The sequence below is a fragment of the Ideonella sp. genome (genome assembly GCF_035254525.1).
Taxonomy (GTDB): domain Bacteria; phylum Pseudomonadota; class Gammaproteobacteria; order Burkholderiales; family Burkholderiaceae_C; genus Ideonella.
The window spans coordinates 1-13,546 of the sequence record NZ_DATFAN010000054.1; the positions used below are offsets into that span (position 1 = coordinate 1).

At 68.8% G+C, this 13,546-nt stretch carries 12 protein-coding genes; 5 read left to right on the top strand and 7 right to left on the bottom strand.

The features are described from left to right. A partial coding sequence (locus tag VJ693_RS05025) for a LysR family transcriptional regulator (protein ID WP_324152386.1) occupies window positions 1-698 on the bottom strand: 698 nt, incomplete at its 3' end. Window positions 699-814: 116 nt separating this feature from the next. Between VJ693_RS05025 and VJ693_RS05030 the strand changes: the two genes are divergently transcribed. Together VJ693_RS05030 and VJ693_RS05035 are read left to right on the top strand one after the other, a co-directional pair. Continuing rightward, a complete protein-coding gene (locus VJ693_RS05030; protein ID WP_324152387.1) occupies window positions 815-1,156 on the top strand; it encodes a protocatechuate 4,5-dioxygenase subunit alpha in 342 nt (113 codons plus the stop codon). 10 nt (window positions 1,157-1,166) lie between these two features. Further along, the gene (locus VJ693_RS05035; protein ID WP_324152389.1) at window positions 1,167-2,009 is read left to right on the top strand and encodes a class III extradiol dioxygenase family protein; all 843 of its coding nucleotides are present in this window, start codon (window positions 1,167-1,169) and stop codon (window positions 2,007-2,009) included. 24 nt (window positions 2,010-2,033) lie between these two features. On the opposite strand, the gene VJ693_RS05040 is transcribed toward VJ693_RS05035, so the two are convergent. The 6 genes from VJ693_RS05040 to VJ693_RS05065 all read right to left on the bottom strand — a co-directional run bounded on the left by VJ693_RS05040 (window position 2,034) and on the right by VJ693_RS05065 (window position 9,788). After that, on the bottom strand, window positions 2,034-3,587 hold the full coding sequence (locus VJ693_RS05040; protein ID WP_324152390.1) for a methyl-accepting chemotaxis protein: 1,554 nt from the start codon (window positions 3,585-3,587) through the stop codon (window positions 2,034-2,036). Between the two features lie 156 nt (window positions 3,588-3,743). Beyond that, on the bottom strand, window positions 3,744-4,961 hold the full coding sequence (locus tag VJ693_RS05045; protein ID WP_324152392.1) for an acyl-CoA dehydrogenase family protein: 1,218 nt from the start codon (window positions 4,959-4,961) through the stop codon (window positions 3,744-3,746). Window positions 4,962-5,109: 148 nt separating this feature from the next. Then, on the bottom strand, window positions 5,110-6,675 hold the full coding sequence (locus VJ693_RS05050) for a S8 family serine peptidase (protein ID WP_324152394.1): 1,566 nt from the start codon (window positions 6,673-6,675) through the stop codon (window positions 5,110-5,112). A gap of 218 nt (window positions 6,676-6,893) precedes the next feature. Beyond that, on the bottom strand, window positions 6,894-7,691 hold the full coding sequence (locus tag VJ693_RS05055) for an alpha/beta hydrolase (protein WP_324152395.1): 798 nt from the start codon (window positions 7,689-7,691) through the stop codon (window positions 6,894-6,896). After that, on the bottom strand, window positions 7,688-9,268 hold the full coding sequence (locus tag VJ693_RS05060; protein WP_324152397.1) for a benzoate-CoA ligase family protein: 1,581 nt from the start codon (window positions 9,266-9,268) through the stop codon (window positions 7,688-7,690). Before VJ693_RS05060 ends, VJ693_RS05055 begins: the two co-directional genes overlap by 4 nt. Before the next feature lie 55 nt (window positions 9,269-9,323). Next, window positions 9,324-9,788: a DUF4863 family protein gene (locus VJ693_RS05065; protein WP_324152398.1), complete on the bottom strand. Its 465-nt coding sequence runs from the start codon at window positions 9,786-9,788 to the stop codon at window positions 9,324-9,326. Between the two features lie 132 nt (window positions 9,789-9,920). On the opposite strand from VJ693_RS05065, the gene VJ693_RS05070 reads away from it, so the two are divergent. The 3 genes from VJ693_RS05070 to boxB all read left to right on the top strand — a co-directional run. Further along, window positions 9,921-10,898, top strand: a complete 978-nt coding sequence (locus VJ693_RS05070; protein ID WP_324152399.1) for a helix-turn-helix transcriptional regulator — start codon at window positions 9,921-9,923, stop codon at window positions 10,896-10,898. Between the two features lie 125 nt (window positions 10,899-11,023). Then, the gene (gene boxC, locus VJ693_RS05075) at window positions 11,024-12,691 is read left to right on the top strand and encodes a 2,3-epoxybenzoyl-CoA dihydrolase (protein ID WP_324152401.1); all 1,668 of its coding nucleotides are present in this window, start codon (window positions 11,024-11,026) and stop codon (window positions 12,689-12,691) included. A 10-nt stretch (window positions 12,692-12,701) separates the two neighbouring features. After that, window positions 12,702-13,546, top strand: an 845-nt coding sequence (gene boxB, locus VJ693_RS05080) for a benzoyl-CoA 2,3-epoxidase subunit BoxB (RefSeq protein ID WP_324152403.1), incomplete at its 3' end; no start/stop codon positions are given.

Genomic DNA, 13,546 nt, shown 5'->3' on the forward strand with positions numbered 1-13,546 from the left:
CCGGCGATGCCGGCGAAGCCCGGCACCGTGGCGACGATGCGGCGGGCAACGCCGCGCTCGCTGAACCAGCGGTCGATCTCCAGCGCGCGCCGAGGTTCGTACAGCACCGTCACGTGCTCGGCCGCGAGGTACTCGGCCTCGTTCGGCGGCGCCGAGCGGCAAGCCGGGTCGAAGAACACGCCGTAGCAGTCCTCGAACAGGCGTTTCTGCACGATGTCGCTGCCCTCGGGCGGCCGCGGCGTGATCACCAGCTGGCAGTCGTCGTCGCGCAGCAGCGCGGGTTCCGGCGCGCCGGAGGGGATGACCCGCAAGCTCACGCCCGGCGCCTGGGCGCGCACGCGCCGAAGCCACGCTGGCAGCAGCAGGTCGCGCTGCAGGTCGTTGGCGGCGATGGTGATGCAGCGCTTCAGCCGCGCCGGGTCGAAGCCGGCGGCGGTCGTGAAGGCGCGCATCTCCTCGATCAGGTGCCGCGCGCGCTCGGCCAAAGGCCCGGCCTGCGCGGTCGCCACGATGCCGCGGCCACTCTTGACGAACAGCGGGTCGCCGACGAGCGCACGCAGCCGATCCAGCCCATGGCTGACGGCCGACTGCGTCACGCCCAGGCGTTGCGCGGCGCGCGTGATCGAGCCCTCGTCGTAGACGGCCACGAGCAGTTGCAGCAGGTGGCCATCCAGCCCCAATCCATCGATCTCGTTCATGGATCGAATGAGTATGGATGGCTTTATCGGCGCCAGGGCCATCGCGACACTGTCAAGGACGGGCCACGACAAGCCCGCTTGATCCAACGCAAGCCCGACCGGCCAGGAGACGCGCCATGTGCACCCCCGACATCCCCGGCACCACCTTGTTCGACGGCACGCAAGCCCGCAAGGGCTATGCCCTGAACAAGATGTGCTACTCGTTCAACTCGGCCGAGAACCGCGCCGAATTCCTCGAGGACGAGGACGCCTACTGCGAGCGCTACGGTCTGAGCGACGAGCAGAAGCGGGTCATCCACGAGCGCGACGTGCTGGGGCTCATCGCCGCGGGCGGCAACGTCTATTACCTCGCCAAGTTCGCCGGCATCCTGGGGCTGGACGTGCAGGACCTGGGCGCGCTGCAGACCGGCATGACCAAGGACGAGTTCAAGGCCAAGTTGCAGGCCTACGCCAATTAAGGAGACCCGCATGGCAACCCTCGTCGGTGGCATCACCACCTCCCATGTGCCGGCCATCGGCCGCGCGATCGCGAAGAACCTCCAGTCCGACCCGTATTGGAAGCCCTTTTTCGACGGCTTCGCGCCGGTGCACCGCTGGCTCGAAGCCGAAGCCAAGCCCGACGTCGTCGTCGTGGTCTACAACGACCACGGCCTGAACTTCTTCCTCGACAAGATGCCCACCTTCGCGGTCGGCGCGGCGGCCGAGTACCGCAATGCCGACGAGGGTTGGGGCATCCCGCAGGTGCCGCCCTTCACCGGCGAGCAGGATCTGTCGTGGCACCTGATCGACTCGCTGATCGGCGACGACTTCGACCTCACGACCTGCCAGGAGATGGTGGTCGACCATGCGTTCACGCTGCCGATGGCGCTGCTGTGGCCCACACAGGTGTGGCCCGTGAAGGTGGTGCCGGTGTGCATCAACACGGTGCAGTTCCCGCTGCCCAGCGCCAAACGTTGCTACGCGCTCGGCGAGGCGATCGGCCGCGCGGTGCGCTCGTGGAAGAACGACCAGCGCGTTCTCGTGCTCGGCACCGGCGGCTTGAGCCACCAGCTCGACGGCCAGCGCGCCGGCTTCATCAACAAGGATTTCGACCTGCAGTTCATGGAAAGCCTGGTCCACGATCCGCGCTGGGCGACCCAGTTCAGCATCCACGAGCTGGTCGAGAAGACCGGCACGCAAGGCGTGGAGCTGCTGATGTGGCTGGCCACGCGCGGGGCCCTGGGCGACGAGGTCCGGCGGGTGCACCAGAACTACCACATCCCGATCTCGAACACCGCCTCGGGCCTGATGGTAATGGCGCCGCGGGACTGACGGCCCGCGGCGAACCGGGGCGGCCTACGCGACCCTGAACACGGCAACCGCCTCGACGAGCTTGTGCGCCTGCTGCTTCAGGCTCTCCGAGGCCGCCGCGCTCTCCTCGACGAGCGCGGCGTTCTGCTGCGTCACCTGATCGAGCTGGAGCACCGCGTCGCTGACCTGGCCGATGCCGGTGGTCTGCTCGCTACCGGCCGCGCTGATCTCGGCGATCAATTGGCTGACACGGCGGACCTGGCCGACGATCTCGTCCATTGTCTTGCCGGCATCGGAGACCAGGCTGGCGCCCGTGCTGACGCGCTCCACGCTGGCGCCGATGAGCTGCTTGATCTCTCGCGCCGACTGCGCGGAACGCTGGGCCAGGCTTCGCACCTCGGCGGCGACGACCGCGAAGCCCCGGCCCTGCTCGCCGGCACGCGCTGCCTCGACGGCCGCGTTGAGCGCCAGGATGTTCGTCTGGAACGCGATGCCGTCGATCACACCGATGATGTCGCCGATCTGCCGTGAGCTCTGCGAGATCTCGTCCATCGTCCTGACGACCTCGGCGACCACCTCCTTGCCCTTGCTCGCCACGCCGCTCGCCGACGCCGCCATCTGCGATGCCTCGCGTGCCGTGTCGGCGTTGTGCTTGACGGTGGCGCTGAGCTGCTCCATCGACGCGGCGGTCTGCTGGAGGTTCGATGCCTGCTCCTCGGTGCGCTGGCTGAGGTCGGCGTTGCCGGTGGCGATCTGGGCCGACCCGGTCGCGATCGAGTCGCTGCTGGCGCGCACGGTGCGCACGATCTCGCGCAGCGATTGCTGCATCTCGGCCATGCCGGCAACGACGCTCGACGGCGCGTTGGCGGGCGCGCGCACCTCGGTGCTCAGGTCGCCGGCGGCGATCGCACGCGTGACGGCAAGCACTTCGTGCGGCTCACCACCGAGCTGCCGCACGATGCCACGCGCCATCATGGCGCCGAGCAGCGAGCCGGCCAGCACGCCCAGCACGATCGAAGCGATCGCGAGCGTGCGGATCGTCGCGTAGCGCGCAACCGCGGCGTCGTTCTCCTGCCTGGCGACGTCGATCTGCAATTGCACCAGCGCGTGCAGCGTGGCAGCCGGCGCCCCGAACAAGGGGCCGACCTGCTCGGTGATCAGGCGCCGCGCGCCCTCCTGGTCACCGGCCTTCAGCGCCTGCAGCGCGGGCCGCAAGCCCTTCTCGGCGAAGACGCCACGCTGGTCGGCAAAGGTCTTTGCCAACTCCGCCTCACGGGGCGTCAGGTAGGTGGCGGAGTAGCTCTGCCAGACCTGGCTGATCGCCGCGATGTTCTCTTCGACGACGGCGACATGCCGGGCGACCGCTTCGGGCGAGGCGGTGGCACTCGCGGCCCCGAACAGCGTAAGCTGGTTGGTCAACATGCGCCGCTCCACCTCGCCAAGCTGGCCGAGGCAGACCGTGCGGTCGGCGTAGACCGTCTGCAGCGAGTCGTTGGCGCGGCTGGCGGCGTACAAGCCAAGTGACCCGGCAGCAACCAGCAATGCGGCGAAAAGGCCGATCAGCGCGGCCAGCCGCGTGGAAATCTTCAGGGTGCTCACAAGCGCTCCAGTTCGACGACGCCGCGAGCCGCGGCGCGTCCCGATCAGCTCCCTGTCGGTTGTTCGCTTGTGAGAAGACTTATCGGACGCCTCTCGCCCGACTTGAATCCGCTGGAGTGTGTCTTCACTGTAACGGCCGCTGGCCGGCGAATATCATCACAGCGCGTCGTCTCGGTACACCATGTGCAGTGCACCATTGGCGGCGTGAATTCGCTCATTGCCGATCATCAGCGCCGCAGAATGCGCATCACGCAGGTGGCGGGCAATGCTGTAGGGTGAGTCGTTCCGGTAGCCGGTGGTGCCGGTGATGCGAAGCGCCTGGGTGCAGATGTCTGCCACCAGTTCGGAACTGGCGAGCTTCAGGTGGTTCAACTGCACGGCGGATGCCACCGACGACAACTCCTGCGCGCCGCCATCGGGCGCCGCGGTGATGGTGTCATAGCGGCGCGCCCATTCGTGCACGTGCACCCTCATCAGCTGCAGCTGGGTGGACACGTCGCTCAATCGGGTGGCGGTCGGCGGTGTGCTGCCCAGCTTGCGTCCGGTGTCGCGCACGAACGTGCGTGCCCGGGCCACCGCGTCGGTGGCAATGCCCAGCCAGGCCGAGCTCCACAGGATGTGCGCCCACGGCACCATGGTGTGGGCGTTGATGTCGGCAAACGGCGCGGGCACGATCTGCTCCGGCCCGAAGCGGGCGCTGATGACGTATCCCGGGCTGCAGGTGCCCCGCATGCCCATCGCGTCCCAGGTGCCCACGAGTTGCATCTCGCATTGCGGCTTGCGTGCCAGCACCATGGCCTGGTCGCCCGCCACCGATTCGGCATTGCGTCGCACGGTGATCAGGAAATCATCCGCCGCATCGCCATACGACACCACCGTGCCTTCCTTGCGCACATGGCAGCTGCCATCGGCCAGGGTCTCGATCGGGCAGATGCTGGTGCGCACCGAGCCTCCGACGCCGGCTTCGCTGGTCACCGAAGCGATCAGGCGCTGATCGCACAGCATCTCGTCCAGGTAGCTCTGGAAGAACGGCGTGCTGCCGTGGCGCACCAGGCAGGCCACCTGTACCTGGTGCATGGCGAACACCATGGCGGCCGAGGCGCAGCGCTGGCCCAGCGCCTCGCACATCTGCCCGAGCTCGACGATGGCGGCGCCCAAGCCGCCAAGGTGTTCCGGGACATGGGCCGCCAGCAGGCGCTCGGCCTTCAATGCGTCGATGGCCTCGTGCGGGAAACGTGAATCGCGGTCGACGGACTCGGCGGCCGGGCCAGCCACTTCGCGGGCGATCTGGCGGACCCGCTCGACGCGGGCCGAGGCCGCCTCGTTCAAGCTGGCATACGACGCAGGCGGAGCTGGCTTGACGATGGCGTTCACGGCGAGGCTTTCAAATGTCGAACATGGCGCCGACCTTAGCCGCCGGGGGGGCCGGCCACATTGACGAGCCACAACCTGCGCGGTGGGCGCAGCGCGTGAATGAAAACGGGGCCCGAAGGCCCCGTTTCATGGCGCGCTCGACGCGCGATCAGTTGCCGCAGCCCAGCGAACCGATGCGGTCGTAGGCAGCCTTGGCCTGCACGAGGCCGTAGCCGAACCTGACGTCCTTGCCGGCCACACCCAGGTCCAGCGCCGACTTGTTCAGCGACTGGCGGATCTGCTCGCCCGTGCAGCTCGGGAAGTAGCTCCACACCAGGGCGGCGACGGCCGACACGTGCGGCGTGGCCATCGAGGTGCCGTCGAAGAAGGCGTAGTTGGTGGCGGTGACGGCCACGGTCGCGGTCTGGCCCAGCTGGCCCAGCATCGCGGCGCCCTCGGTGTCGGAGGCGGTGACCGACGGGATGGTCGTCGCCACGCCGCCCAGCGTGCCGGCGAAGCCGCCGGCGACGTTGTTGTAGACCACGGCGCCCACGCCGCCCGAGTTCTGGCAGTTCAGCACCTTGTCGGAGAAGGCGATGTTGCCGCGCTGGATCAGGCAGACCTTGCCGGCCACCGAGGTGTCGATCGCGTCACCGAGGCCGAAGTTGGCCAGCGGGGCCGAGGCGCTGATGGCGGGCGAGCCATCCATCGCGCCCGGGGCGTAGACGGTGGCGCCGACGGTCAGCGACGGCTCCGAGCCGGCGCCCATCGGCACGGTCGACAGCACGCCGACGCCCGGAGCGGCGATTTCGACGTCCTTGTTGCGCTGCGAGAAGGTGGCCCAGGCCTTGTTCTCATCCAGCGCGGCGACCGACATCACCGGTGCATAACCGGCCGGGTACGAGGTCTGCGTGTTGGCGCCGTTGCCGGCCGCGGCGATCGACAGGATGCCGGCGGTCTGCAGCTTGGTGAAGGTGTTCTTCTCGGTGGAGTTCGGGACCGGGCCGCCGAGCGACATGCTGATCACGTTGGCGCCCGCGGCCTGGCACTTCTTGGCCGCGGCCGACAGGGTCGACGAGTAGGCCCAGGTGCCGTTGTCGCCGAAGACCTTGACGATGTGCAGCTTGATCTTCGAGTTCGGCAGCACGCCGACCACGCCGACGCCGGCCTGGTTGACCGCCGAGATCGTGCCTGCCACGTGCGTGCCGTGGTGGGTGCCGTCGACCGTCCACAGGCCCGCGCCGCCGATGTCGTCGTTGCCGGTCACGTTGGCGCCGTGTTGCAGGTCTTCGTGGGTGATGTCGTAGCCCGAATCGATGATGCAGATCTTGCGGTTGCCGGCATTGGCATCGAGCGAGGGCAGCTGGTCGGCCTGGACCATCTTGATGCCGTAGGGCACCAGCTGTCCGAGTTCATACGGGGGGGCCGACGGGGTGGTCAGCGACAGCGGATAGCGCTTGGCATCTTCCTCGATCAGCGAGATCGCGCTGTGCTTGGCCAGCGCGGCGACGGCCGCCTTGGGCAGCACGACGGCGACGTTTTCGCCATCGATGTCCAGCTTGATCTGGCCGCCGGCCTTCGCGATGGCCGCACGGGCCAGCTTCGCGGCAGCGGTGCCCGGCTTGAAGGACACGATCACGCGGGTCGTGTCGGCGGCGTAAGCGGTGCCCAACAGCGCGAACGCCAGGCCCAGGCTCGCGGCCAGGCGCGACACCGGGAAGCTCGTCTTGTTCATCGTCAATCGCTCCAGATTCGGAAGGGGAGAAACATTAAGGAAGGGGACCTCTGACAGTCCGAGCCCGCAGTGTCCGTGCACGCCGCGCGCTTGCCCATCACAAAAGCTTCAACGATGGTCACGGCATGTGAGCACTGCTGCGGGCAAACCCGCACGAATGGCGGGCCAGCACCACAGCGGCCGTGACAAATTGCCGCCCGCCCGCGGCCGAGCGAAAGCTAACGCCGGCGCTGAACGAACGCGCAGACGGCGTTGATCAGGCGTTCAGGCTGGTCGCGGTGCGGCGAGTGGCCGCAGTCGGGCAGCTCGAGCAGTTCGGTTCCAGGCACGCGCTCGGCGATGCCGCGGATCTGCGCGAGCGTGCCGTACTCGTCGTCCAGGCCCTGCACGGCGAGCAGCGGGCAGGTGATGGCCGCGAGCTCGCGCTCGATCGTCCACTGGCGGAACGGCGGGTGCAGCCAGATGTCGTTCCAGCCCCAGAAGGCCGAATCCGGGTCGTCGTGGTACCTGGCCAGCCGCGCGCGCAGGTCCGTGCCGAGGTACGCGTCGCGCGCCTTCGCGATGCTCGCGACCGACCGGTCCTCGACCAGGATGTGCGGCGCCAGCACGATGGCGCCAGCCACATGGCCGGGGAAGGCCGCCGCGTGCAGCAGCGTGATCGAGCCGCCGTCGCTGTGGCCGAGCAGCCAGGGCGGCTCACGCCCGGCGTCTACACCGAGTGCCGTCAGCAGCGCCGGCAATACCTGCTCGGCCTGGCGGTGCATGAAGTCCAGGCCCCAGGCCTCTTCGGCGGCACGCGGCGTCGAGCGGCCGTAGCCGGGGCGCGAATACACGAGGCCGCGCCAGCCGAGCGCATCGACCAGGCGCGCCGGGAAATCGCGCCACGTCGCGACCGAGCCGAGGCCCTCGTGCAGGAAGACCACCAGCGGCTGGCCGGTGCGCTCGCGGCCGAGCCACTGGTGCTCGATGCGAACCGCGCGGCCCGCCCAATCGATGTCGGCGAACTCGATCGTCATGCTTTCTGTTCGCGCTCGCGCAGTCGGAAGCGCTGGATCTTGCCGGTCGCCGTCTTCGGCAGCTCGGCGAGAAATTCGATCTGGCGCGGGTACTTGTAGGGCGCGAGGCGCTCCTTCACGAAGGCCTTGAGCTCGTCGTCGGTCGCGGCCTGGCCGGGCTTCAGCACGACGAAGGCCTTGGCGCGCGTCAGGCCTTCGTCGTCGGGCACCCCGATGACCGCCGCCTCGAGCACCGCCGGGTGCTGCACCAGCGTCGATTCGACTTCGAAGGGCGAGACGTAGATGCCGCTGACCTTGAGCATATCGTCGCTGCGGCCGGCGTAGGTGTAGGTGCCATCGGCGTTCTTCACGTACTTGTCGCCGCTCTTGGTCCACGCGCCCTGGAAGGTCTCGCGCGATTTCTCGCGGTTGCCCCAGTACATCAATGCAGCGCTGGGGCCGCGGATGTAGAGGTCGCCCGTCTCGCCGTCGGGCACGACGTGGCCGTCGTCGCCGCGCAGCTCGATGTCGTAGCCTGGCACCGGCCAGCCGGTCGTGCCGTAGCGCACGCGGCCGGGGCGGTTGCTGAGGTAGATGTGCAGCATCTCGGTCGAGCCGATGCCGTCGACGATCTCGCAGCCGAAATGGGCGGTGAAGCGTTCGCCGAGGTCGGCCGGCAGCGCCTCCCCGGCCGACGAGCACAAGCGCAGCGTGACCGCGTCGCGCGCCGGCAGGTTCGGCGAGGCCAGCATGCCGGCGAACCCGGTCGGTGCGCCGAAGAAGACGGTGGGCCTGACCCCGCCGACCTCGCCGCGCCAGCGCTTGAAGGTGGCGTCCGGCGTCGGCCGCTCGGCCATCAGCACCGTCGTCGCGCCGACGCTCAAGGGGAAGGTCAGCGCGTTGCCCAGCCCGTAGGCGAAGAACAGCTTGGCGGCCGAGAAGCACACGTCGCGCTCGGTCAGGCCCAGCACCGGCGTGCCGTAGAGCTCGGCCGTCCAGTACGGGTTGGCCTGGGTGTGCAGCGTGCCCTTGGGCCGGCCGGTGGAGCCCGACGAATACAGCCAGAAGCCGGGGTCGTCGGGGCCGGTGGTGGCCGGGGCCGCGAGCGGCGCGTTCTGCTCGAGCAGGCTGTCGAAGGCCAGCGCACCGGCCGGCAGCTCGCCGGCCGGCCGCGAGACGACCAGCGCCCTGACTTCATGGCCGCCCTCGGCCGCGGCCTTGTCCAGCGCGGCACGCAGCGTGGGCAGCAGCGCCGCCGAGACCAGCACCGCCTGCGAACGGCTGTGCTGCAGCATGTAGGCGTAGTCGTCGGCCGTCAGCAGCGTGTTCACCGCGACCGGCACGATGCCGGCATACAGCGCGCCCAGAAAGCTGACCGGCCAGTCGCTGCAGTCGTGCATCAGCAGCAGCACGCGCTCTTCGCGCCGCACGCCGAGGGCCTGCAGGCCGGCCGCCAGGCGCCGGATGCGCTCGGCGAGCGCCCCGTAGCTGAGCGTGCCGGCATCGTCGACATACGCGGCCTTCGCCGCGCGCGCGGCGTTTCGCTCGATCAGGTGCTGGGCGAAGTTGAAGCGGGAGCCGGGGGCGGCAGTGGTCATGGCAATGTCCTCCGATGGGGACGAAGTGGGAGCGCAGGCAGCGTTCGTGCGCCGCTCAACGGGTGAAGTCGATCCGGCCTTCCGGCAGGAGATACAGGACCAGCGCCCGGCCCTGGCGCACGGTGGGCCGGTGGGCGCTGCCGGGCGGGTAGACGCACCAGCCGGCCGGGCGGCCGTCGAACCGCGCCTCGCCCTCGATGGGCATGATCAGGTCGATCTCGCCGTTCGGGTGGCTGTGGTGGGGGCCGGCGATGTCGTTCATGTCCACGACATCGACCGAGAAGCCGTGCAGGTCCTCGGCCGGCTTGAAGATGCGGCCATAGCGGATGCCGCCGCCTTCGCGATCGCACAACCACCCGGCGGCCACGCCGGCCTCGCAGGCTGCCTTCAAGGCCAGGTAGGTCTCGCTCGTGGGGCCGCACTCGGCGTTGAGCCAGGCGTCCAGCGCGGCATCCAGCGGCCGGCCGGCGATGCGGGCGGTCGTCTTCGCCATGAGCTCGCGGAATTCGGTGGGTGACATGTGCGTCTCCTTTCGACTCCCAGGCCGGGCGCCATCGCCCGGCGGCTTCTTGCCGTTCCTTGCGCTTGCGGCTTGCACCGGCTGGGCGGATGAACTATTGTGCGTGCTGAACTCTAGGTCCACCGAACCACCATGTCAAGCACTATATTGCATCCCCGTTCACCGGAACCGGACGATGAGCTGGACGCGGCTGGCGCGGCGAACGGCGCCCCCGCCAACGGCAACGGCCACAACGGGGGCGAAGACAAGAACCCGTTCCTCGTCGCCCTGGGCGATCGGGTGCGAGGGCTTCGCGCACGCCGCGGCATGACGCGCAAGGCCGTGGCGGCGGCGGCCGATGTCTCCGAGCGCCACCTGGCCAACCTCGAATACGGCACCGGCAACGCCTCGATCCTCGTGCTGCTGCAGGTCGCCGGGGCGCTGCAATGCTCGCTGGCCGAGCTGATCGGCGACGTGACGACCTCGTCGCCCGAGTGGCTGATGATCCGCGAGCTGCTCGAGCACCGCGACGAAGCCAGCCTGCACCGCGTGCGGGTGGCGATCGGCGAATTGTTGGGCACCGGCGGCGGCAACCGGCAGCGCAGCTCGCGCATCGCGCTGGTGGGCCTGCGCGGCGCCGGCAAGTCGACCCTCGGCCAGATGCTGGCCGACGATCTGGGCTTCCCCTTCGTCGAGTTGAGCCGCGAGATCGAGAAGTTCGCCGGCTGCAGCATCTCGGAGATCCAGGCCCTCTACGGCATGAACGCCTACCGCCGCTACGAGCGCCGCGCGCTGGAAGAGGCGATCCAGATCTACCCCGAGGCGGTCATCGCGACGCCCGGCGGGCTGGTCTCGGATGCGGCCACCTTCAACCTGCTGCTGGCCCACTGCACCACCGTCTGGCTGCAGGCCGATGCCGAAGACCACATGAAGCGCGTCAGCGCCCAGGGCGACCTGCGGCCGATGGCGGCCAGCAAGGAGGCGATGGAGGACCTGAAGCGCATCCTCGCCGGCCGCGCCGCCTTCTATTCCAAGGCCGAATTGAGGCTGGACACCAGCGCCCAGCCGCTGGAAGCTACCTTCTTCGCCTTGCGCGGCCTCGTGCGCGAGGCGCTTCAACTGTCGACCTAGAACACCGACCCGATCGACCGGCAAGAAAATGCACTAAAGTGCTTGCATGCCTTCCAGTGAATGCACTATGATGCTTTTCATCGCGTGGCAAACCTCCGCCCGCCGCGCCGCCAAGGAGATCGACCATGAGCACCCCGAGCGAACTTTCCCGCGTCGACTACCAGACCGACCCGTCGCGCTACCGGCACTGGAAGCTGCACTTCGAAGGCCCGGTCGCCACGCTGGCCTGCGACATCGACGAGAACGCCGGCCTGCGCCCCGGCTACAAGCTGAAGCTGAACAGCTACGACCTGGGCGTCGACATCGAGCTGCACGACGCCGTCAACCGCATCCGCTTCGAGCACCCCGAGGTTCGCACGGTGGTCGTCACCAGCGCCAAGGACAAGGTGTTCTGCTCGGGCGCCAACATCTTCATGCTGGGTGTGTCCAGCCACGCCTGGAAGGTGAACTTCTGCAAGTTCACCAACGAGACGCGCAACAGCTTCGAAGACTCCTCGGCCCACTCGGGGCTGAAGTTCCTGGCCGCCGTCAACGGCGCCTGCGCCGGCGGCGGCTACGAGCTGGCGCTGGCCTGCGACGAGATCATCCTGGTCGACGACCGCTCCAGCGCGGTGAGCCTGCCCGAGGTGCCGCTGCTGGGCGTGCTGCCCGGCACCGGCGGCCTGACCCGCGTGACCGACAAGCGCCGCGTGCGCCATGACCTGGCCGACATCTTCTGCACCACCACCGAAGGCGTGCGCGGCCAGAAGGCCAAGGACTGGCGCCTGGTCGACGACATCGCCAAGCCCGCGCAGTTCGCCGCCAAGGTGCAGGAGCGCGCGCTGCAGCTGGCCGCCCAGAGCGACCGGCCGGCGAACGCCAAGAGCGTGTCGCTGACGCCGATCCAGCGCACGATCGAGCCGGACGCGCTGCGCTACCGGCACGTCACCGTCGAGATCGATCGCACCAGGCGCACCGCCACCTTCACCGTCAAGGCGCCGACCGGCCCGCTGCCGAGCGACATCCACGGCATCGAGGCCGCCGGCGCCGACTGGTACCCGCTCGCCCTCGGCCGCGATCTGGACGATGCGATCCTCTCGATGCGGACCAACGAGCTCGAGATCGGCACCTGGCTGATCAAGACCGAAGGCGACGCCGCCGCCGTGCTGGCGATGGACACGACGCTGATCGCGCACCGCAGCCACTGGCTGGTGCGCGAGACGATCGGCCTGCTGCGCCGCTGTTTCAGCCGGCTCGATGTGTCGTCGCGCAGCCTGTTCGCACTGATCGAGCCGGGCTCGTGCTTCGCCGGCAGCTTCCTCGAATTCGCGCTGGCCTGCGACCGCAGCTACATGCTGGTGCTGCCCGACGAACCCGAGCGTTCGCCAAAGCTGACGGTGGACGAGGCCAACTTCGGCCTGTACCCGATGGCCACCGGCCAGAGCCGGCTCGAGCGCCGCTTCTACGGCGAAGACAGCGCGCTGGCGCCGATCCGCGCCAAGGCCGGCGAGCCGCTGGACGGCGACGCCGCCTTCGCGCTGGGCCTGGTGACCAGCAACCCCGACGACATCGACTGGGCCGACGAGACGCGCATCGCGATCGAGGAGCGCGTGGCGATGAGCCCCGATGCGCTGACCGGCATGGAAGCCAACCTGCGCTTCAACGGCCCCGAGAACATGGTCACGCGCATCTTCGGCCGCCTGACCGCGTGGCAGAACTGGATCTTCCAGCGCCCCAACGCCGTCGGCGAGAAGGGTGCCCTGAAGGTCTACGGCAAGGGCGACAAGGCCCAGTTCGACTGGAACAGAGTCTGAGGAGACAAACGTGAGCAGCATCGACTACAGCGAGAAGATCCCCAACAACGTCAACCTCTCCGAGGACCGCACGCTCAAGCGCGCGCTCGAGCAGTGGCAGCCGAACTACCTCGACTGGTGGAACGACATGGGCCCGGACGGCTCGCAGAACTTCGACGTCTACCTGCGCACGGCCATCAGCGTCGATCCGCAGGGCTGGGCCCAGTTCGGCTACGTCAAGATGCCCGAGTACCGCTGGGGCATCTTCCTGAACCCGGCCGAGAAGGACCGCAAGATCCACTTCGGCGACCACAAGGGCGAAGGCGCCTGGCAGGACGTGCCCGGCGAGTACCGAGCCAACCTGCGCCGCATCATCGTGACGCAGGGCGACACCGAACCCGCGTCGGTGGAGCAGCAGCGCCACCTGGGCCTGACCTGCCCGAGCCAGTACGACCTGCGCAACCTGTTCCAGGTCAACGTGGAGGAAGGCCGCCACCTGTGGGCCATGGTCTACCTGCTGCACAAGTACTTCGGCCGCGACGGCCGCGAGGAAGGCGAAGCGCTGCTGCAGCGCCGCAGCGGCCAGCAGGACAACCCGCGCATCCTGCAGGCGTTCAACGAGGAGACGCCCGACTGGCTGTCGTTCTTCATGTTCACCTACTTCACCGACCGCGACGGCAAGTTCCAGCTGTGCGCACTGGCCGAAAGCAGCTTCGACCCGCTGGCGCGCACGACCAAGTTCATGCTGACGGAGGAAGCGCACCACATGTTCGTCGGAGAATCGGGCGTCGGCCGCGTCATCCAGCGCACCTGCGCCGCGATGAACGAGCTGAAGACCGACGACCCCGCGAAGCTGCGCGCCGCCGGCGTGATCGA